General features: G+C 58.5%; 17 protein-coding genes. 3 read left to right on the forward strand and 14 right to left on the reverse strand.

Annotated elements, in window-relative coordinates; genetic code table 11:
- Window positions 1–38: 38 nt before the first annotated feature.
- Genes K5Q35_RS13095 through K5Q35_RS13110 form a run of 4 tightly spaced genes read right to left on the reverse strand, consistent with a single transcriptional unit; the run spans window position 39 to window position 5,908 of the window.
- Entirely contained in the window at window positions 39–1,193 is a 1,155-nt protein-coding gene (locus tag K5Q35_RS13095; RefSeq protein ID WP_220799867.1) for an ABC transporter permease, read from the reverse strand.
- Complete coding sequence (locus K5Q35_RS13100; RefSeq protein ID WP_013960269.1) at window positions 1,190–2,218, reverse strand: ABC transporter permease; 1,029 nt, start codon at window positions 2,216–2,218, stop codon at window positions 1,190–1,192. The genes K5Q35_RS13095 and K5Q35_RS13100 overlap by 4 nt, the downstream gene beginning before the upstream one ends.
- Window positions 2,215–4,140, reverse strand: a complete 1,926-nt coding sequence (locus K5Q35_RS13105; protein ID WP_220799868.1) for an ABC transporter substrate-binding protein — start codon at window positions 4,138–4,140, stop codon at window positions 2,215–2,217. Before K5Q35_RS13105 ends, K5Q35_RS13100 begins: the two co-directional genes overlap by 4 nt.
- Complete coding sequence (locus tag K5Q35_RS13110; protein ID WP_220799869.1) at window positions 4,133–5,908, reverse strand: ABC transporter ATP-binding protein; 1,776 nt, start codon at window positions 5,906–5,908, stop codon at window positions 4,133–4,135. Before K5Q35_RS13110 ends, K5Q35_RS13105 begins: the two co-directional genes overlap by 8 nt.
- Before the next feature lie 170 nt (window positions 5,909–6,078).
- Here K5Q35_RS13110 and K5Q35_RS13115 point away from each other — a divergent pair, with 170 nt between their 5' ends.
- Window positions 6,079–6,564: a class I SAM-dependent methyltransferase gene (locus K5Q35_RS13115; protein ID WP_013960272.1), complete on the forward strand. Its 486-nt coding sequence runs from the start codon at window positions 6,079–6,081 to the stop codon at window positions 6,562–6,564.
- A 21-nt stretch (window positions 6,565–6,585) separates the two neighbouring features.
- Here K5Q35_RS13115 and rpe read toward each other — a convergent pair whose 3' ends face one another.
- The 4 genes from rpe to K5Q35_RS13135 form a co-directional block, all read right to left on the reverse strand.
- Window positions 6,586–7,278: a ribulose-phosphate 3-epimerase gene (rpe, locus tag K5Q35_RS13120; protein ID WP_220799870.1), complete on the reverse strand. Its 693-nt coding sequence runs from the start codon at window positions 7,276–7,278 to the stop codon at window positions 6,586–6,588.
- A gap of 138 nt (window positions 7,279–7,416) precedes the next feature.
- Complete coding sequence (locus K5Q35_RS13125) at window positions 7,417–9,123, reverse strand: AMP-binding protein (RefSeq protein WP_220799871.1); 1,707 nt, start codon at window positions 9,121–9,123, stop codon at window positions 7,417–7,419.
- A 92-nt stretch (window positions 9,124–9,215) separates the two neighbouring features.
- Complete coding sequence (locus K5Q35_RS13130; RefSeq protein WP_013960275.1) at window positions 9,216–9,965, reverse strand: sulfite exporter TauE/SafE family protein; 750 nt, start codon at window positions 9,963–9,965, stop codon at window positions 9,216–9,218.
- Between the two features lie 67 nt (window positions 9,966–10,032).
- A complete protein-coding gene (locus tag K5Q35_RS13135) occupies window positions 10,033–11,064 on the reverse strand; it encodes an L-idonate 5-dehydrogenase (protein ID WP_220799872.1) in 1,032 nt (343 codons plus the stop codon).
- 112 nt (window positions 11,065–11,176) lie between these two features.
- Between K5Q35_RS13135 and K5Q35_RS13140 the strand changes: the two genes are divergently transcribed.
- Window positions 11,177–11,935, forward strand: a complete 759-nt coding sequence (locus K5Q35_RS13140; protein WP_013960277.1) for an SDR family oxidoreductase — start codon at window positions 11,177–11,179, stop codon at window positions 11,933–11,935.
- A 48-nt stretch (window positions 11,936–11,983) separates the two neighbouring features.
- Window positions 11,984–12,643 carry a DUF2306 domain-containing protein gene (locus tag K5Q35_RS13145; protein WP_220799873.1) on the forward strand — a complete coding sequence of 220 codons (660 nt, stop codon included), beginning with the start codon at window positions 11,984–11,986 and terminating at the stop codon, window positions 12,641–12,643.
- Between the two features lie 99 nt (window positions 12,644–12,742).
- Here K5Q35_RS13145 and K5Q35_RS13150 read toward each other — a convergent pair whose 3' ends face one another.
- From K5Q35_RS13150 to K5Q35_RS13175, 6 genes are all read right to left on the reverse strand, one after another.
- Window positions 12,743–14,140 (reverse strand): exonuclease domain-containing protein, encoded by a 1,398-nt coding sequence (locus tag K5Q35_RS13150; RefSeq protein ID WP_220799874.1) that lies wholly within the window; start codon window positions 14,138–14,140, stop codon window positions 12,743–12,745.
- A gap of 1 nt (window position 14,141) precedes the next feature.
- Entirely contained in the window at window positions 14,142–14,666 is a 525-nt protein-coding gene (locus tag K5Q35_RS13155) for a hypothetical protein (protein WP_013960280.1), read from the reverse strand.
- Window positions 14,667–14,699: 33 nt separating this feature from the next.
- The gene (locus tag K5Q35_RS13160; protein WP_220799875.1) at window positions 14,700–16,526 is read right to left on the reverse strand and encodes a DUF294 nucleotidyltransferase-like domain-containing protein; all 1,827 of its coding nucleotides are present in this window, start codon (window positions 16,524–16,526) and stop codon (window positions 14,700–14,702) included.
- 94 nt (window positions 16,527–16,620) lie between these two features.
- On the reverse strand, window positions 16,621–18,423 hold the full coding sequence (locus tag K5Q35_RS13165) for a sodium:solute symporter family protein (RefSeq protein ID WP_013960282.1): 1,803 nt from the start codon (window positions 18,421–18,423) through the stop codon (window positions 16,621–16,623).
- 3 nt (window positions 18,424–18,426) lie between these two features.
- Window positions 18,427–18,711 carry a DUF4212 domain-containing protein gene (locus K5Q35_RS13170; protein ID WP_220799876.1) on the reverse strand — a complete coding sequence of 95 codons (285 nt, stop codon included), beginning with the start codon at window positions 18,709–18,711 and terminating at the stop codon, window positions 18,427–18,429.
- A 54-nt stretch (window positions 18,712–18,765) separates the two neighbouring features.
- Window positions 18,766–19,452: an adenylate kinase gene (locus K5Q35_RS13175; RefSeq protein ID WP_220799877.1), complete on the reverse strand. Its 687-nt coding sequence runs from the start codon at window positions 19,450–19,452 to the stop codon at window positions 18,766–18,768.
- Window positions 19,453–19,507 lie beyond the last annotated feature (55 nt).

Below are 19,507 nucleotides of genomic sequence, written 5' to 3' on the forward strand. Positions count from 1 at the left end.
AATGACTTCGTTGTAACCTGTCTTAATTTCACTAGCCTCTATCCCTTGTAGGGATCCAGGGACGCGCGCAGCCCATCACCGAGGAAGTTGAATGCCAGCACCACAAAGATGATCGGCAGCATCGGAATGGCGGTCCACGGGTAGATCTCGATCGACGCGAGGTTTTGCGCGTCATTCAGCATGACGCCCCAACTGACGGCGGGCGCCCGCAACCCCAGCCCCAGAAAGCTCAGCGCGGTTTCGCCAAGGATCATCGCAGGAATGGACAGGGTCGCAGAGGCGATCAGATGCGACATGAAGTTCGGTAAAAGGTGGCGACGGATCACGCGCCCCGGTTTGGCCCCCATCATCTCGGCTGCGCGCACGTATTCTTCTTCGCGTAGCGACAGAAACTTTGAGCGGACAGCCCGCGCCAATCCCGGCCAGTCCAGTATGCCCAGAATGATGGAAATGATGAAAAAGACAGACACCGGGCTCCAGTTTGACGGGACTGCTGCCGAGAGTGCCAACCACAAGGGCAGCTCTGGCAAGGATCGGAGTATTTCAATCATGCGGTTGATGATCCAGTCGGTGCGACCCCCGAAATATCCGGCGATGGAGCCAAAGAAAATCCCCAGTACAAACGAGACAGTTATGCCGATCAGACCAACCGTCAGGGACAGTTGTGCGCCGTAGAGAATGCGGCTGAACACGTCACGCCCCAGCCTGTCTGAACCCCACAGAAAGACCGTTGCCCCTTCGGGCGCGCAGAAAAAATGCGTGTCCGACGGAATAAGCCCCATCAGCCTGTATTGCTGGCCTTCACAAAAGAATTCCAGTGGCATCGGCGTGCTGGTATCGGTCTCATAGGTCCAGCGGTAATTGACCAGATCCGCCGTCGCCTCAATCGGATAGACGTAAGGCCCGATGAAGCGGCCATCGTGCCACAGGTTGATGGATTGTGGCGGCGCATAAAGATAATCCGCACTGCGCTCATTTGGAGTGTAGGGAGAAATAAAACCCGCGACCGGCAGCATCATGTAGCTGAGCAGCAAGAATATCCCCGAAATCAAACCCAGCTTGTGGCGCTTGAACTTACGCCAGACCAGCACCCAGTTCGGCGCATCCATATCCGAGCGCTCAAGTGCGCTGAGGTCCACATCATCGGTATAGGGGGCGTCGTCGACGTAGCGACCGTCTGGCATCTGTGTCATCCGTTGCGCGCCCCGTACCTGATGCGCGGATCAAGCAGGACCAGCAACAGGTCAGACACCATCGTGCCAATCAGGGTCAGCAATGCCACGAACATCAGGATGAACCCGGCCAGAAACTGATCCTGCGATTTCAACGCGGTCAGCAGCGACGGGCCAATCGTTTGCAGCCCCAGAACCACAGACACAAGGACAGAGCCTGAAATCATGGACGGCAGCAGGTTGCCAATATCTGCCACGAAAGGGTTGAAAGCCATGCGCAGCGGGTATTTTGCGAGCAGCTTTGCGGGGGCAAGCCCCTTGGCCTTGGCCGTTTCCACATAAGGCTTGCTGAGTTCATCCAGCATATTGGCGCGCAGGCGTTGCATCATCGCAGCGGCCCCGGACGTTCCGATCACAAAGGTCGGCACAATCAGGTGGATCAGAATGGAATAGACCTTGTCCCACGTCATCGGTTGCCCTTCGAACCTTGGGTCCATCAGGCCGCCAATGGGCAGATCAAAGTACTTGTTGCCGTAATAAAACAGCATCAGGGCGAGCAGAAAGTTCGGCGTCGCCAGACCCAGATACCCCACAAAGGCCGCCGAATAATCGACCCATGTTTCAGAGCGTGCCGCCGCAAGAACCCCCAGAGGCAGCGCGACGACATAGACAAACAGCACCGCCGCGAGGTTGACCAGAACCGTCAGCCACAGCGCGTCCCCCACGATTTCATCGACGGGGCGGTCAAATTCAAATGACCAGCCAAAGTTCCCTTGTATCAGCCCGTACCAGCCCTGCGGTCCGGGTGCCATGCCGACCCAGATGAGGTATTGTTCCCAGATCGGACGATCCAGCGCATATTCGGTGCGCAGGAATTCGGCCTTGGCAACCCCTTCGGCCTGACCTGTTGCGCGCAACTCAGCGATCTGGTTGCTCAGATAGTCGCCCGGGGGCAGGTTGATGATCACGAAAATCAGCAGTGACACGACCCAGAGGGTCAGCAGCATCGTGATAAAGCGATAGATGGCGTAGCGGAGAAACATCATTGGGTGAACTGCTGAAAGGCGTCTTCGTAGTAAAATTCATCGATGCGGTGGATGCCGAAATGCGACCCCGGATCCCATGCCCATTTTCCGGTTTCCGGCACATTGCGCAGGCGTTCTGAGACAACAATCGGTTGAGGCGCTTGCGCCAGAATGCCAATCCCAAACTGATTATCCGCGTGGATCGCCAGCATTTCGCGCCAGATTTCCGAACGCAGCGCAGGGTCTGTTGTATGGCTCCAGTCGTAGCTAAGCTGCATCAGGCGTTTGGGCGCTGGCATATCGGGTGCTTCGCCGACCTCGCCACCGGTCTGATAATACTGCCCCCATTTGGGCCAGGCGAAAAATTCCTGATGTTTGGGGGCAAGATATTCCGGTGGCGTATAGGGTTGCGGCAACCCATTGTCCCAGCCGAACCAGACGGCGGCCATGCTCAGCCCTGAATAGACGCGGTTGCGCAGGATATCCCGGTCAAGCGGGCGCATGACCAGTTTGACCCCGATCTCGCGCCATGTATCGGTGATGATCGCCAGCGCGTTTTCGACCTCTTTACGTTCGCCCGCGGTTTCGATGACAAACTCCATAGGGCGTCCGTCGGGCAGCAGACGTATACCATCCGGCGTCCGTCCGGTCAGACCAATTTCATCCAGCAACGCGTTGGCCTTGGCGGGATAGTAGACGGACCATTTGTACACATTTGCGGTATCATGAAACGGGCTAGTGGGCAGGGCCGTCATCCCCCCCTCGGAGGCGAGGCCAAAGTAGAGCGCGCGGTTGATCATCCGCCGGTCAATGCCCATGGACAGCGCGCGCCTGAACCGCACATCGCGGATGATCTCGCGCCAGACCGGGTCGGCAAAGTTCAGGTTCGGATAAATTGCAATCTGGTTCGCCGTACTGTTCGCCCAAAGCAGCGTTTTATATCCTGCGCCATCCAGCTCACCCTTTTTCAGGATTGAGATATCGGGGAAATCCAGACCGCGGGCCTGTAAATCAACCTCGCCGGCGTTTGCTTTGGCGGCGATCAGCCCACCCCCGACAACGGTCATTTTGACGATGTCGATATAGGGCAGTTGCACGCCGCGCTTGTCCATCCGGTGATAGTAGGGGTTGCGCACAAACAGTCTCTGGCTGGTTTTACCAGCACTGGCGTTAATCCAAGGTTGTAGCGTGGGCAGGGCGGGGTTGTCGAACTTGTACATGTTATCAAGCCCGTTGTGCAGCGCCGCCCAGGTTCTGACCCGCGCCTTCTTGATTTGTTTGCGCAGGTCTTTTTTGTCCACGAAATCCGCGTGAAACTGTTTGAGATAGTGCGCGGGACGATAGATCAGGAAGGGGCTCGCCTGAGCCAGAAGCTGTAAAAATCCGGGGTTTGGCGTGGGCCATTCGATGACGACGGTATGGGCATCCGGGAATGTCATACTTGCCAAAGCGCCGTCCACAAAGAGGTTTTGCGGCGGGCCGGAGGGGCTCAATTCCTCATTGAGGGCAACATGACGCCAGTAATATTCAAAGTCGGCAGAGGTGAAGGGATGACCGTCGGACCATTTGTGCCCCCGGCGCAGATAGAGTGTGAATTTGCGCCCCTCCTCGACCTCAAAGTCCCGTAACAGGTCCGGATAAAGATCGTAGTTGTGGTCATAGCCAACCAGTCTGGCATATCCATAAACCACCATCTGGCGCACGTCCTTTGAACGCGAGATCAACGTGCGCAGCGTGCCGCCCTGTTGCCCATAGGTGCGCCCTTTCGCGGGCAGATCAACGACAAGAGGATCAAGCGGCAGACGTTCGGCAACAGGGGGCATATTTCCGACGGATACTTCCTGCGCCCAGAATGTGCTTTCCTGAAAGGCTGCTGGTGTCTGCGCCAGAGCGGTCTGGTGCAGGCAGAAAACCAAAAAGAGAGCGGATAGGGTTTTATACATGACAACGTACCTTATGTCCGGGTGCGAGTTCGGTTAATGCCGGGGCCGCGACCCCCTCGAAACGGAATTCATCGGGCCAGCTCGCTGGTGAGCCCGCACCCTGCGACACCAGATTAAGATCAATAGGCCGGTTCACATCCGGCGTCGGCTGGGCCGCGATCAAAGCCCGCGTATAGGGGTGGCGCGGGTTGTAAAAGAGCATGTCAGGTGCCGCCTGTTCCACCACAACGCCCTGACGCATAACGGCCACCTCGTCGGCAATGCGCGCGACCACAGCCAGATCGTGACTGATGAAAAGATAGCTCAATCCCATACGGTCGCGAATGTCTTCCAGCAGCTTCAGGATTTGTTCCTGAACCGAGACATCCAGCGCCGATGTCGGCTCATCACAGACCAGTAACACCGGGTTCAGGGTTAGCGCCCGCGCGATCGACAGTCTTTGCCGCTGCCCCCCGGAAAACGCGTGCGGGAACCGCACCAGCATGGACGGATCAAGCCCCACCCAGCGTAGCATTTCCTCGGCCTTCTCGCGCCGCTCGGCCTTGGTGCCGATCTTGTGGATCTCCATCGGCTCGGTCATTGTCTGCGAAATTCGCATACGTGGCGATAACGACGAATAAGGGTCCTGAAAGACCATCTGCGCCTGTTTTTGAAACCCGACCCGCTCTGCAGGCGTCATCGCGTGAATTTTCAGTGGCTCTGCGTTTGCCTCGGCACGAAACAGAACATGACCGCCTTCATCGGGTGCTTCGGCACCAAGGGCGATGCGGGCGCAGGTTGTCTTGCCCGACCCGCTTTCCCCGACAACAGCGAGTGTTTTGCCACGCTCTAATGTCAGGTTAACCTGATGGCAGGCGGTGATCTTTTGGGGCGCCCGCCAGCCGCCCGCGCGCATCGTATATGTCTTGCAGACGCTGCGCAGTTCCAGAATGTTATCCGCGCTTTTCGTGCGCTCTACCGGGTTGGCAACCTGCGGAATGGTGGGCGCTGCGGCGAAGAGCTTTTTCGTGTACCCGTGTGCAGGAGCGCCAAGAACGGCCGCCGCGGGGCCACTTTCCATGATCCGGCCCTTGTTCATGACCACAACGGATTCAGCCATATTTGCCACGACACCCAAATCATGCGTGACCAGTATCACGGCCATGCCGGTGTCGCGTTGCAAATCCTTGATAAGACCCAAGACCTGTGCCTGCGTGGTCACATCAAGGGCCGTTGTCGGCTCATCCGCGATCAACAATTCGGGCTTGGCGACCATGGCCATTGCAATCATGGCGCGCTGGCGCATCCCACCGGACATCTCGAATGGATAGGATTTCCAGACCCTCGCGGGGTCGGGAAAACCAACGCGCTCGAATGTCTCCAGCACTGATTTCTTCGCCTCGGCACGGTTCAGGTTGCGGTGCAGCGTCAATACTTCGGCGACCTGATCGCCCAGCCGGTGCAGTGGCGACAGGGAGCGCATCGGCTCCTGAAAAATCATCGAAATTTGATCGCCGCGAATGGCCCGCATGGCGCGTTCCTTGATCGCCAGCAGGTCAACGGTAGGTCCGCTGGCGGATGCAAAATTGATGGTGCCGCTGCGTATCTGCGCCGCCTCTGGCAGAATGCGCAGCACAGAGCGGCAGGAAATGGTTTTGCCGGACCCGCTTTCCCCGACAAGTGCGAGCGTCTCACCGGGCATGACGCGAAAGCTCACGTCCCGCACGACCGGGTCGGCGGCACCAAAGCCAATGCTCAGATTGCATACTTCCAGCAGTGGTGTCGTCATCGAGGGGCCACTTTTTACATCTCTTCCATCATGCAGGCTGCGGATTTATCAGCGTCAGTCAACGCGATTTCTTTCCTCAGGTCCAGCATTGAACGGTGGGGTGCGCTTTGTGCTACCAATTTTTGACAAAAGCAGGCATTGGGAGCGCGAGTTTTGCAAAGGATGACGTGATGAGCCGACTCGATTTATTCATCGCCCGCATGGTGTCACAACGGGCCTGCCTGAACCATGCCGCCGCGCTTACGGCGGATATCTCAGGGCCGGTTTTCGAGCTTGGTCTGGGCAATGGGCGCACCTATCACCACATGTGTGAGATCATGCCGAAAGAAGACATCTATGTCTTTGAGCGCGCGATTGCCTCTCATCCTGACAGCACGCCGCCGGACGATCAGGTTCTTTTGGGAGATGTCTTTGAAACGCTGCCGCTGGCCCTGACGCGCTTTGGCGCAACGGCACGCCTTATTCATGCAGACCTCGGCGGGCACAACGCACAGAAAAACGATGAATTTGCGCGCCGGGTGTCCCCGTTGATTGAACCCTTGTTGGCCGACGGAGGGTTGATGGTCTCAAGTGACCGGATGTATTTTGAGACCTTGACGCAGATCGCGCTGCCGCAAGACGCCATCGAGGGGCGGTGTTTCATATATCAGCGTTGATATCTCGATCAGTGTGGCGCGTCAGACTGTTGTGGACAAAACCGCGTCGCGAATGGCCTTGATGTTGGCTCCGTAAGGCGCGGGGTTGCTGACGGACCCGCCCCGAAACACGGCCGATCCCGCGACCAATACATCCGCGCCCGCCGCCGCCACCAAGGGCGCGGTGGTGGGATCAACACCGCCGTCAATTTCGATATGGATGGGTCTGTCCCCAATCATCGCGCGCAGTTGGCGCACCTTTTCAACCTGACTGTGGATGAATTTCTGCCCGCCAAAACCGGGGTTTACCGTCATGACACAGACCAGATCGACCATATCCAGCAGATATTCTACCGAAGAGGCGGGGGTGCCGGGGTTCAGCGCAACGCCGGCCTTTGCGCCAGCTGCACGAATGGCCTGCATGGTGCGGTGAATATGCGGGCCCGCTTCGACATGGGCGGTGATAACATCGGCCCCCGCCTTGGCAAAGGCGTCAATATAAGGATCGACGGGCGCGATCATCAGGTGCACGTCCATGACGGTCTTGATATGCGGGCGGATCGCAGCGCAGGTCGAGGGGCCAAAGGTGATGTTGGGCACGAAATGCCCATCCATCACATCCACATGCACCCAATCCGCGCCTTGCGCCTCGATGGCTTCGCATTCCGCGCCAAAGTTCGCGAAATCGGCAGACAGGATCGACGGCGCGATTTTAAGTGAGCGGTTGAGTGCCATTGGACGAACCTTTCGGGTGACATGTAATCATCCCGGCTATATCGGTCCGGGTTCCTTTTGTCCAAGGGTGTGGCCGATGAATTTTGCGTGCCGCAGGTTGCTTGTGGGGCGCGGCAGGAATGGGGGCGTACCTCGCCGTCAACCCCGCCCAAGCTCTTTGATCATCCGGTCGCGCATCACGAATTTCTGCGGTTTTCCGGTCACGGTCATAGGCAGTTCATCCTTGAAGGAAACATAGGCAGGGACCTTGAAATGCGCGATGGCGCTGCGGCAAAAATCCTGCACATCGGTTTCGGCCAAATCACTGCCCGCGCGGGCCACAATCCACGCGCAAACCGCTTCGCCCAGTTTGCTATCGGGAATGCCAAAGACCTGCGCTTGCAAGATTTCAGGGTGGGTATAGAGGAACTCTTCGATCTCGCGCGGGTATATGTTTTCGCCACCGCGCAGGATCATATCCTTGAGCCTTCCTGTGATGGTGCAAAACCCATCCGCATCCAGCCGCGCCAGATCCCCGGTGTGCATCCACCCCTGCGCATCAATGCTGGCGGCGGTTTGTGCGTCGTCCTCCCAATAGCCCTGCATCACGGAATAGCCGCGCGTCAGCAATTCGCCCTGTTCACCTGTTTTGACGGTGTTGCCCGTGTCATTGACGATTTTCACCTCCACATGCGGGTGGATGCGACCGACGGAGGACACGCGCTTTTCCAGCGGGTCATCCATGTTGCTTTGGAATGACACAGGTGAGGTTTCCGTCATGCCATAGGCGATTGTGACACCTCGCATATGCATGCGCGCCTGAACCTGCCGCATGACTTCAATCGGGCAGGGTGCCCCGGCCATGATCCCGGTGCGCAGGCTGGAGAGATCAAAGGTATCAAAGGTATCAAAGTCCGCAAGTTCCAAGGCGTTCACGAACATCGTGGGCACGCTATAAAGGGCCGTACATTTTTCCTGCGTAACGGCTTCAAGGGTGGCGCGCGCATCGAACCCTTCGCCGGGAATGACCATCGTGGCCCCTTTGGACACGCAGCCCAATGTGCCCATGACCATGCCAAAGCAGTGATAAAACGGCACCGGGATGCACAGCCGGTCCTCTTCGGTAAACTGCATCGTTTGCGTCACGAAATGCGCGTTATTGACGATGTTGTGGTGCGTCAGGCACGCGCCTTTCGGGCTGCCTGTGGTGCCGGAGGTGAATTGAATATTGATCGCGTCTTGGGGGGATAAGTCGTTGGAAATCCGATCCAGTGTTTCGACAGGAACCCCACTGCCTGCCGCACAAATCGCGTCAAACCCGATGGTTCCTGCCGGTGGTGCGTCGCCGGTTACGATCACGTGGCGCAGCTTGGGCACACGGGCGGCTTGGCACTGGCCGGGTGTGGCGTTTGCCAGTTCCGGCATCAGTTCCGTCAGCATCGCAACGTAGTCTGATGACTTGTGCCGCGGCGCCATGACCAGCGCTGAGCAGCCGACCTTGTTGAGCGCGTATTCCAGTTCGGACAGACGATAGGCGGGGTTGATACATACCAATATCGCGCCGATCCGGGCCGTGGCGAATTGTGTCAGCAGCCATTCTGCACAATTGGGCGCCCAGATGCCGACGCGATCCCCTTTTTCGATGCCAAGCGTCAGCAAACCTGCCGCCAGCCTGTCCACCTCGCGCACAAAGTCGCGATAGGTCCAGCGGATGGCCTGCCGGGTGAAAACTGCGGCGGGGTGATCTGGCAGACGCGCTGCCGTTTGCGCCAAAAGCTGCGGGATCGTCAGGTTCCACAGTGCATCCGCCGTGGACCCGTAGACATGAGAGAGGTTGTTTTGTGGCTGCCGACCCAATGCGCTCACGGCTGTGATCCCTTTGCTGATTTGCCTCAAGGCTAGCGCAGAGGCGCGGTGCAGGCGAGTGGTGCTATGACGATTTTATGACTTGATCGCCATCAGACGTACCAGATTGCCCGGCGGATCAGGTTCAGACCGAGAAAGAAGAACAGGATCAGGATGGCGTTGCGAAAGGCTTCGATGGACATCTTGCGGCGCAGAATTTCCCCGGCGGTGAAGCCAATCAGGGTCGGCAGCAGCATCGAAAACGAAATCGCAGCAAGTTCACCGGATAAAAACCCGACCTGCGCGTAAGTCATCACAAGCGGGAGTGACCCGACCGAGATCATGAACCCTGTGGCGCGAATGAACTCATCCTTATCGACGCCTTTGGTGTGCAGATACATCGCCATTGGCGGCCCCCAAGCGGCGGTCATGCCGCCCACCACACCAGCAACCAGCGCAAAGAAAACCTGCGCTGCAGTATCGTAACGATCGGCAAGCGGGGGCAGCAGTTTGCGCCAACTGACGGCGACAAAGATCAGCACAACGGTGCCAAGGATGGCAAGCAGCGCGCGGTCTGATGTGGTTTGCGTCATGATGGCCGTTGTACCTACGCCCAAAAACAGAACGACGGCAAAAAGCCAGTATCTGCGCGCCGTTCGTTTCAGGAATCCACCGCGCAGCATCTGCCACAGGTTCGAGCCCAGCATCGGGAAAAGTACCAGCGCAATTGCCGTGCGCGGGTCCAGAAAAAGCGTCATGAACGCAATGGCCGCCGTCGGCAGGCCGATGCCAGTGACCCCTTTGATCGCGCCGGACACCAGAAAGGCAAAGCCCGCGATCACGATAAGCGTTGTCAGGTCCATAGTTTACCCGTTCCACGCCGGGCAGAGGCCCGCAGCACTGCTTTGTGCGTGCAAGAAGGTCGGGAAGTCAGGCAAAACTGATCTGAGCCTTCATCGCTTGTGTTCTGTCGCTGGCCAGATCAAAGGCGGCGATGGCATCTGCCAACGGTAGCGTTTGCGTGATCAGGGGCTTTACGTCAATCAGCCCCTTTTGCATCAGCGTCACACCGGTAAAGAACTCTTCGTGAAAGCGGAACGAGCCGCGCAGTTGCAACTCCTTGGCCGTCAATGCCTGCACCGGTAGGGTCATGTCTCCGCCCAACCCCAGTTGCACAATGATGCCACCCGGACGCAGGGCCGCGATCCCGCCAGCCAGTGCGGCGGCCACGCCCGTGCATTCAAACAGCACGTCAAAGGTGCCCTTGCCCGCCTGATATGTCGCCAATCCATCCGGATCGGTCGCGCCATTGATCGTGACATCCGCCCCCTGTGCGGCGGCCATCCGCAGCGTGAAATCGGTCAGGTCCGTCGCGACGATTTCCGTCGCACCCGCGCGGCGGGCAACCAGAATGCTCAGCAACCCGATGGGGCCACAGCCTGTCACCAACACACGTTTGCCCAGCAGCGGGCCAGCCTGACTGGCGGCGTGCAGACAGACGGCCAGGGGTTCGGCCATGGCAGCTTCGCCTGTGCTCAATCCCTCGGCCACCGCACATTGCGCGGCATCCGCGACCAGAACCTGCCGGAATGCCCCCTGAATATGCGGGAACGGCATGGCGGAGCCGTAAAACCGCATGTTCAGGCATTGGTTGCGCATCCCTTCAACACAATAGCAGCAGGCGCCACAGGGGCGCGAGGGTGACACCGCCACCAACTGCCCGACCTCAAGCCCGCTGACCCCCGCCCCAAGCGCCGTGATATGCCCGGATACTTCATGACCCAGCACCATGGGTTCCTTGAGGCGTACCGTGCCAAAGCCACCATTATGATAGTAGTGCAGATCCGATCCGCAGATGCCCCCGGTCGCCAGCGCAACCTGAACCTGTCCGGCACCAAGGGTCTGTGGCTCATGCTCTTCAATGCGCAAATCATGCGCGCCGTGGATAACAAGCGATTTCATAGAGGTCTCTTTGGGCTGTTCAAGGGGCGGTATGCCCGGCATCCTTGACTTTGAGGGTTGGGGGTAAAATAAGCGGGACGGATCGCAATTGTCGAGCACAAAGAGGAATATCATGAGCCTTAGCCTATTTGACCTGACGGGCCGCCGCGCCCTGATCACCGGATCGTCGCAAGGCATTGGCTTTGCACTCGCAAAGGGACTGCAAGCGGCGGGCGCTGACATCGTGCTGAACGGGCGGGACACTGCTAAGCTGGCCGCTGCCGCCGCTCAGTTGGGCGAGGGGACGCACCAGCTGCCCTTTGATGCAACGGACCACGAGGGTGTGCGCGCCGCTGTGGACGGGTTCGAGGCCGAGCACGGGGCGATTGATATTCTGGTGAATAATGCCGGAATGCAGCACCGCACCGCCCTTGAGGATTTCCCCGCGGATGCCTTTGAAAAGCTGATGCAAACAAACATCGCCAGTGTTTTCCATGTGGGCCAAGCCTGCGCGCGCCATATGATCAGCCGGGGCAAGGGCAAGATCATCAATATCGCCTCGGTGCAGACCGCGCTGGCACGGCCCGGCATTGCGCCTTACACGATGACCAAGGGTGCGGTTGCGAACCTGACCAAAGGCATGGCCACCGACTGGGCGCAATACGGGTTGCAGTGCAATGGGCTGGCCCCGGGGTATTTCGACACGCCGCTGAATGCCGCATTGGTCGCGGACCCTGAGTTCACGACGTGGCTTGAAAAACGCACGCCTGCGGGCCGGTGGGGCAAGGTCGAGGAACTGGTCGGCACCTGTATTTTTCTGGCTTCGGATGCGTCATCTTTTGTCAATGGGACGACCGTATTCGTGGATGGTGGGATCACGGCATCGCTTTAGACGCAAAGCGCTTTTCAAAGTGGGACGTGGCGTGTTCAACTCGGCCCCATGATACCTGAGAGCACAAAGAGACCCGTGGGCAATACGCTGTTTGTGGCTGTCCTGATCCTTTTTGCGCTGCCCTTTGCCTATTATGCGTTGGCGCGCGGCATGGCGCTGAACGATCCGGGCGAACAGGCACTGTCCCGACTGTTTCACGGTGGTGCCGCGCTGAGCAATATCGCGGTCTACGGTCACATGATCGCGGGTGGTTTGATCACCGCGCTCGCGCCGCTGCAGTTGTCGCAGGTTTTGCGCCAGCGCGCTGCCCTGCTGCACCGCATTTTGGGGTATGTCCTTGTCAGTGCGGCCGTCCTCACCAGCCTTGGCGGGCTGATGTATATTGCGCTGCAAGGTACGATCGGTGGCCCGGTCATGAGCACCGGCTTTGCGCTATATGGCATCTTGATGCTTTTGGCCGCCGTCCAGACAGTGCGCTATGCGCGGTTGCGGCACCCACTTCACCGGCTTTGGGCCGAACGTCTGGTGATCCTCGCGCTGGCCTCATGGCTCTACCGCGTGCATTACGGCGTTTGGGAAATCCTGACCGGTGGGCTTGGGTCAAGCGATGACTTTTCCGGACCGTTTGATGTCATTCAGGTCTTTGCGTTCTATCTGCCCTACCTTGCGCTGCACGGCTGGCTCTGGCGCAGGCGAGGATTGCGTTAGAGCGTCTGACGAAATACCTGAAACATCAAGTATCACGTAACGCGTTGAAATCCTTGATTTCAGGCAGTGTTATGTGATTCAGGCTTTTCGCATGACGCTTTAGGCTTCAACCTTCAGAATGCGGCTGTGTTTCTGAATTTCCGCGCGGACCTGTTCAAAGGTTGTAAAACCCCGCGCCTCAAGCACCGGGATCAGCGCAACCAGCGCCTTGGCCGTGGCAAGCGCATCGCCAAGCCCGGTGTGGCGTACGTTATCGGGGATATGCACGTTCAGACGGTCGCATAAAGCATCCAGCGTATGTTCTGCAGAGCCGCCAAAAACCACCGCAGACAGATGCACTGTGTCTAGAATGGGGTTGTCGAACGCGTAGTCCTGATTTCGACACTGGCGTCTGAGGAATGCCATATCAAAGGGGGCGTTATGGGCGACGATCACAGCGTGTTCGGCGAATTGGTGGAACGCGCGGCAGGCGACATCAAAGCCCGGCGCATCGGCGACCATGGCATCACTGATCTGATGCACCGCCGTGGACCCCGGCGGGATGGTCCGGCCGGGATTGACCAGCGTATCAAAGACTTCGCCTTCGATGATCTTGCCGTTGACGACACGCACGGCCCCCAGTTGCACAACCTCGTCTCTTTGTGGATCAAGGCCGGTCGTTTCGCTGTCAAAAACAACGAACGTCAGATCACGTAATCTGGTTTGATCTAGGGATGTGGGTTCTTCGATGTCGAGCAGGTCAAAGTCATAGACCAGCGGGCGCGCGGCATCGGGGCGCAGTGGTTCCAGCATCAAGGTGTAGCCCGCATCTGCCCCAAAAACCCGGATGTGGCCTTTGTAAACCGCGCCGGAGCGGCCTTTGAGGGCGATCTCATGGCGCAGGGCGTTTTGTTTTTTCAGCGCAGCCAGGGCCTCAAGCACGGATTGTTTGTCAAGGTAGTCAAACACCGATCCTTTGAGGCGGGCAGGGCATTCCCGTTCCATCAGGTCGGCGGCCTGCCCGTCATAGAGGATGATCTGGTGATCCTGTCGCGCCACGATCACGGCGACGGGAATGTCAGACAGGATTTGCAATAGTTGCGAGCGCTGCGCATCCAGCCGCGCGGTGCGTTCCACCACCGCCTCGGAGGAGGCGCGCGTCTCGTCCCTGAGCTTGCGGTGGATCGCACAGACAGCCGGTGCCAGATCACCAAGGTATTTCGCGGTTTCCTCTTCGATTTCTGTGCCGATATCGACGTGGGTGCGCACGCGCAGACTGGCGGCCAATGCCTCAATCGGTTTGCTGACGTTTTCGTCGAACAAAAGCCAGATCAGGACCACCAGACCCAGAATGCCAAAGCCCGCGATCACACCTGACGTGACGAAGGCCGACAGCGCATCACCCTCCCCCAACTGGCGAAACCCCATGTAAAGTGCGCCAAGGCAGATCGCGATACTGCCAATGGCAGTCAGGCAAAAGAACAGAAAGACCCGGAGCCGGAGGCTGAGGTTTTTCATCTCACACCTCCTCGCAGGCGACCCTCAGGATTGGATCGCTGGCACTGACGGCGATCCAGTCAACGCCGAGTGCTTCACCGTTGTCGCCAAATTCCACGCCGTCAATGATGTCAGCGCGCCGACTTTGCGTGCAGTCAAACAGCACAGGCACCTTGGCCGTGCGCGCCCAGCGGCCATAGAACACCAGATCGACGATGCGCTGACCGGGTTGTTCGGCGTGTTTGCGCATGGTCGCCTGATCCACGGCCACAAAGCGGCTGACATAGGGCACCGCATAGGTCCATGGCCGGTAGAAAACCTGTTCCTCCACGCTTTGCGCGACGACGAACCCTTCGGGCATATTGGCCTGCGTGCGGGCAAACCAGCCGTATTCGCTGGAGATTGTCGCCACGATCATGGCCAGACCTGCGGACACCGGCACCAGCCAGCTGGGCAAACGCCCTTTGAGCAGGGTCCGGTTCACAGCCCAGACAAGCAGCGCCATGGCAACACCTGCGATAATCGTGCCGATCAATTCGAAAAACATGAGCCTTCTCCTCCCCGAGAATTGCCGTAGATATCAGCCCAAGATGCCACGTCCTTGCATCAAAGCCGACTGCATTGTTTTGATCACGACAAAAGCGTCCCGCAGGTGACTGCGTTCGAAATCCGACAGGCGGGCCGGGGGCAGGTAGTTGTCGGGTGCCTTGCCCTCCTTGATCAGCCGCGCCTGATGTTCAAGCCGCGTCTGTGCAACCAGATCATAGGCTTCCAGCAGGTCGCGTCCGCCCTTGGCGCTGATGATCTTGTTGCTCAGCGCGGCTTTGAGGCGCGCGCGGGTGTTGGCCTGCGTCAATTGCCCTTGCAGCGCATACATGCGCCCCAGATCGACAACCGGCACGACGCCGTTCAGCTTGGTATCAATCGTTTTGCGATGATCGCCCGAACTGATGGTGGCCAGACCGCGCAACAGCCCAAGTGGTGTCTGATGGGTCAGCGAATTGCTGGCCATATGGGCGGTGAAGATCGAGTTCTTTGCAGCCTTGCGCAGCGTGCTTTGTTGCAGCCCGTGGAACAGGCTGGTATCCCCGCCGATGGGGCGCAGGTCAAACATCACCGAGGCAAGCATCTGCGCCTCTTTGCTGGGGCTTTTGATCCAGCCTGCGAAATACTCCTTCCACACGGACAGCGGCTGGCACCAGCGCGCGTTCGTGGCCATCATGTCACCGGGGCAATAGACGTAGCCGCAGGCGTTCAACCCGTCGCTGACAAACGAGGCCATATCGTGAAAATAGGAGATGTCATCCTCGGATGCGCCGTCATCCAGGATCAGGCAATTGTCCTGATCCGACACACCTGTCTGTTCCTGCCGCCCTTGTGATCCGCAGGCAAGCCACAGATACCGCAGCGGTGCGGGTCCGAGTTTTTCCTGCGCCATGCTCAGCAATCTGCGCGTCACCACATCCGCGATATCGGTGATCATGCGCGTCACGACGTCATGCCGGTTTCCGGCCGCAACCAATTGCACCAGCAACGCCGGAATACGGCCCGTGATATCCGCAAGCGCCTCAACGCTTTGGGCGCGTGCTGCGTCGGCAACCAACCCGGCGGCAGTTGTCGCCTGATAGCGGGTGAGGTCGGTTTGCGTGACGATTCCGACCAACTTGCCCGCGTCGACAATCGGCAAATGGCCGAGGTTGTATTCCATCATCATATGCAGCACGTCCGAACCGATAGCGGTCGGTGGCAGTGACACGGGTTCATTCAGGATGATGTCGCTCAGCGGCGTTTGCGGGGGCAGACCTGCCGCAAGCGCTTTGCCCACAAGATCACGCAGGGTCACGATGCCGGTCAGACGATCCTGTTCGGTGATGCACAGGCATGAAATGTGCCGTGATGTCATCAGAACCGCCGCATCCACGACGGAGGTGCCCGCCGTGCAGGTCACTGGGTTATGGACCATCAGCGCATCAACAGACACTTGCGCGAGGCTGGTCTGCTGCGTTGCGCTCTTGTCGGTCCGCGCGCTGCTGCGTGCAAAAAAGCGTTGGAACGGGGATTGTTCGGTGCGCAGGGTGTTGAAAAGGGGGACGGGCACGCGGATCAAAAGCGTGTCCTTGACGGCGCGGGCCGACGTGACGGCGGTGCCATCTGCAAGCAAGCCGCGTTCGCCAAAGGAATTTCCGCGCTCCAGCATGGAGACCTGCGCGTCTGATTGATCCCTGACATCGACCAGCCCGGATTGGATGATATAGAGTCCCTCAAGCGGTTCGCCGTAAGCATAGATCATCTCGCCTTCAGCGACGCTGAGTTTCTCAACCTGTGCGGCCACATCGTTGAGAACACCGGCGGGCAACTCATCATATGGGTGCTGGCGCGACAGAAAGGTCAGGGCGTCTTCGTTCATCGATATATCCTTGAAGAAAGGCACCTGCCCCATCGTGCGCGGGGCAGGTGTATTTTGCGGATTGGCCGAGGCGTTTCCCGGCCAATCGAAAGGTTTAGTGATCTACTGCACCGCCAGCACCGGCTGGTACGCGGACACTTTCCACGAGATCCTTGATCTCCTGAGGTGTTTCCTTGGTGATCGAAGAGACACCGAAGGCAACCGCAAAGTTGATCGCCGCACCGACCGCGCCGATTGCTGTGGACTGGATGCCCAGCAAGCTGCCCTCTGCCGTATCAACAAAGGAGTTGGTGTCCGGGATAAAGAACCAGCCTTTGTGCAGGAAGATGTAGACCAGCGTGAAGACTAGACCGGCAAGCATACCGGCAACAGCGCCCACGTTGTTCACCCGCTTGGAGAAGATACCCATCATCAGCGCAGGGAAGATTGACGCCGCTGCGAGACCAAAGGCCAGAGCCACGGTTTGCGCCGCAAAACCCGGAGGATTGAGGCCCAGTATGACCGCGACCACAATTGCAACCGCCATGGATATCCTTGCGGCCAACAGTTCCGACTTTTCCGACATATTCGGCGTGAGTTGCCCCTTGAGCAAGTCATGACTGACCGCTGAAGAGATCGCCAGGAGCAAACCCGCCGCTGTGGACAGGGCCGCCGCAAGACCGCCCGCCGCCACCAGACCGATCACCCAGCCTGGCAGGTTCGCAATCTCAGGGTTGGCCAACACGAGGATGTCGCGGTTGAAGTTGGTCAGCTCATTGCCTTCCCAGCCGTTTGCCGCAGCTTTTTCAGCCATCGCGTCGTTCTTGTCGTTGTAGTACTGGATCTTGCCGTCGCCGTTCTTGTCTTCCCAATCGAGAAGACCGGTTTTCTGCCACGTCAGCATCCAGTTATACCGTTCGTCGGATTCGATTGTTTCAACCGACACCGCTTCGCCGTTCACACCACTTGGCCACATCATCTCAGAGATGTTGAGGCGTGCCATCGCACCAACCGCAGGGGCTGTGAGATAGAGCAGCGCGATGAATACAAGCGTCCAGCCCGCCGACCAGCGCGCGTCAGATACGCGTGGCACGGTGAAGAAGCGCATGATGACATGCGGCAAACCGGCGGTCCCGATCATCAGCGACAGGGTAAAGAGAACCATGTTCAGGTTGTCTTTGTGCGCTTCAGTGTAGCTTGCAAAACCAAGATCGGTTACGATCTGGTCCAGTTTGGTCAGCAGGTAAACACCGCTGCTGGTGCCATCCGCATTGACTGTTTCAGAAAAGAGACCCAGCGCAGGGATAGGCGTACCCGTCAGTTGCAGGGAGATGAACACAGCCGGGATCGTATAGGCGAGGATCAACACACAGTATTGTGCGACCTGCGTGTAGGTCACGCCCTTCATGCCGCCGAAAACCGCATAGGCGAACACGACACAGGACCCCAAAAGCAGACCCCAGAAGGCGTCGATCTCAAGGAAACGGCCAAAGGCGATGCCCACACCCTGCATCTGTCCGATAACATAGGTGATCGAGGCCACAAGCAGACAGATCACGGCAACCAGACGCGCCGTGGGGGAGTAGAAGCGATCACCGATAAACTCGGACACAGTGAATTTGCCGAACTTGCGCAGGTAAGGCGCCAAGAGCAGCGCAAGCAGCACATAGCCGCCCGTCCAGCCCATCAGGAAGGATGAGTTGTCATACCCGGTAAAGGCAATCAGACCCGCCATGGAAATAAAGGACGCCGCAGACATCCAGTCCGCCGCCGTGGCCATACCGTTGGTGACAGGGTGAACACCCCGGCCCGCGGCATAGAATTCAGAGGTCGACCCCGCACGGGCCCAGACAGCAATGCCGATGTAGAGCGCGAAAGACGCGCCCACAAACAGCAGGTTTAGTGTAAACTGGTCCATTGCCTATTCCTCCACACCATATTGTTTGTCGAGCTTGTTCATCCGCCAGGCGTAGAAAAAGATCAGGCCGAGAAACACGAGAATTGAGCCTTGCTGGGCAAACCAGAAGCCCAGGTCCGTGCCGCCAACGCCGATACCTGACAGTAACGGGCGCAGCAAAATGCCAAAGCCAAAGGACACGACGGCCCATATGACCAGACTGATCCGGATCATGCGGACGTTCGCGGTCCAATAGCCCCCCGCGTCCTCCGCTGCCCGGCCTTCTGAGTTTGTCTGTTGTTCTGCCATTTTGGCGTTCCTCCTTTTAAGTGCTGTCGCGGGCCGGATGTGGCCCGCAATTTGTTAGGCTGTTACTTTGGAAACGATTTGCGCGATGCTCTGCGCGATGGCCGCGATGTCCCCCATCGCATCCACCCGCCGCAGCGCGCCCTTGCCGTCATAATATGCAATCAGCGGCTCGGTTTGTTCTTCGTAGGCGTCGAGCCGTGACATCACCGTCTGGGCGTTGTCATCTGCGCGGCGGGTCATATTTGTGCTTTGACATCCGTCACATACACCATCGACCTTGGTTGGTTTGAACGTGTCATGATATCCCTCACCGCAGCCGCCACATGTAAACCTGCCTGCAATGCGCAGGACCATTTTGACATTGTCGACCTCCAGCGCGATTGCGGCATTGATGTGCTGGCCAGATGTTGCGAGCATCTGATCCAGCGCCTCGGCCTGACCCGTTGTGCGCGGAAACCCGTCCAGCACCACGCCAGAGGCGCAGTCGGGTTCTGACAAGCGGTCAGCAAGGACTTGCAGGACGATTTCGTCGCTGACCAGCCCGCCTGCGGCCATAACGGCCTTGGCTTCAATCCCGGCCTTGGTGCCCGCGGCCACAGCGGTGCGCAAAAGGTCACCGGTGGAGAGTTGCACAAGTCCGAATTTTTCTTGCAGCATGCGTGCCTGCGTGCCCTTGCCTGCCCCCGGAGGGCCAAGCAGGATCAGAACGGGTGCGGTGTTTGGGTGTGGTGATCCATCCATTTTATCAAGCGTCCTGTTTGTTCATTCGGTTTGTGATGAGGTCTGTGACGACGGT

It is taken from the genome of Roseobacter sp. OBYS 0001, from assembly GCF_019654895.1.
GTDB classification, from domain to species: Bacteria; Pseudomonadota; Alphaproteobacteria; order Rhodobacterales; family Rhodobacteraceae; genus Roseobacter; species Roseobacter litoralis.